This window comes from Paenimyroides baculatum, from assembly GCF_008629655.1.
Lineage (GTDB): Bacteria > Bacteroidota > Bacteroidia > Flavobacteriales > Flavobacteriaceae > Flavobacterium > Flavobacterium baculatum.
The window spans coordinates 1-1,493 of the sequence record NZ_VWSG01000030.1 but is presented as its reverse complement, the minus strand read 5'-3'; the positions used below and the strand labels follow the sequence as shown (position 1 = coordinate 1,493).

1 protein-coding gene is annotated in these 1,493 nt (G+C 33.6%); it reads right to left on the bottom strand.

Annotation, left to right across the window (positions count from 1 at the left end; genetic code table 11):
* Window positions 1-57 precede the first annotated feature (57 nt).
* Window positions 58-1,415 (bottom strand): IS3 family transposase gene (locus F0460_RS16060; protein ID WP_397361905.1). Its coding sequence is split into 2 segments (ribosomal slippage): window positions 58-1,100 and window positions 1,100-1,415, totalling 1,359 coding nucleotides; the frame shifts between segments, so codons are not numbered across the junction.
* Window positions 1,416-1,493 lie beyond the last annotated feature (78 nt).

Below are 1,493 nucleotides of genomic sequence, written 5' to 3'. Positions count from 1 at the left end.
TGTACGTCTTCAAAGTAAATTAGACAGTTAAATATAAAAACTAATTTAGTGTTTAGTTTATAAATTTATTAATTTTTGTTGGTTGTAGAATTGTCTTCTTTTCTGAATTGTACTGTTTTTTATTTCATTTCTTTTTTCTAATATTTTATCAGATCTTCCATGATATACATCTGCGGGAGTCAGATTTTTTAAAGATTCGTGATACCTGTTGTTATTGTAATGATTAACAAAATCATTTAAAGCATCGATTAATTCTTCTGGATGATAAAAACAATTAAGCTTTACCACATTTTTCATTGTTCTGTGATAGCGTTCAATTTTACCTTGAGTTTGCGGATGCATGGGTTTTCCATGAACTTGTTTCATATCCAGCTCTTCTTTCAGATATTTTTTTAAATCGTTCGATACATAACAAGGTCCGTTGTCTGATAAGAGTTTTGGTTTTCGCTTTGTCTTTAAACGAGCTTTTACAATTGCCGTATCAACGGTTCTTTTTACATCATCAGCCTTCATGGAATCACATAGCTCCCAATGAATAATGTATCTGCTGTAATCATCTAAAATAGTACTTAAATAATACCAGCCCCAGCCTATGATTTTAAAATAAGTAAAATCGGTCTGCCACATTTGGTGAACAAATTGGGTTTTATCCTTAAATTCATTTGATGCAGCAATTAAAATATGATTTGGCGCTGCAATTAACCCTCGTTGCTTTAGGATGCGGTACACGCTTGACTCTGAAATATAGATGCCTTGTTCATCGGTGATTTTATATGCCAGTTCACGTGCGGACAACTCTGTATGTTCCAAAGCTAATGCAACTACCAGATTTTTCTGATCTTCCGGGATACTGTTCCATTGCTTGTTAGTTAGCCTTTTAGTTGGTTTTAATCCATCAAAACCTGCTTTAAGATAATTGTTATACCATTTGTAAAACGTACTTCGTGGTATTCCAAATTCATCAAGTGTTCGTTTTACACCTAACTCGCTACGTGTCACCTGCTGAATTATCTCATATTTCTCTGATGCCGATAATCTCATATAGCTTTTATACTGTTTTATTAATCGAGCATATCCAAGCTTTTTTTTACAATATCGTAACGTAAAACCAAATCGGCAACCATTTCTTTTAAGCGGGCATTTTCTTTCTTTAAATCCGATACCTCGTCGCTGGTAGCTTCACGTGTTATATCTCCAGACAACCGCTTTTTACCGGCTTCTAAAAACTCTTTGTTCCAAGCATAAAATTGTGATTGCGCTATATTGTGTTTTCTGCACAACTCTGCTACAGAAGTTTCTGCACGCAAAGCTTCCATTACAATTAATATCTTTTGTTCGGCTGTAAAAATACGTCGTGTGTTTTTACGGATGTCCTTTACAAAATTCTCTGCTGATTTCTTTTTTGGTGTTGCCATAATTAAAGTTACATTTTTTTATGAAAACACTCCTTTAGTTTCTTTTATAAAATGTCTACTTTTTGCTGACGATTTACA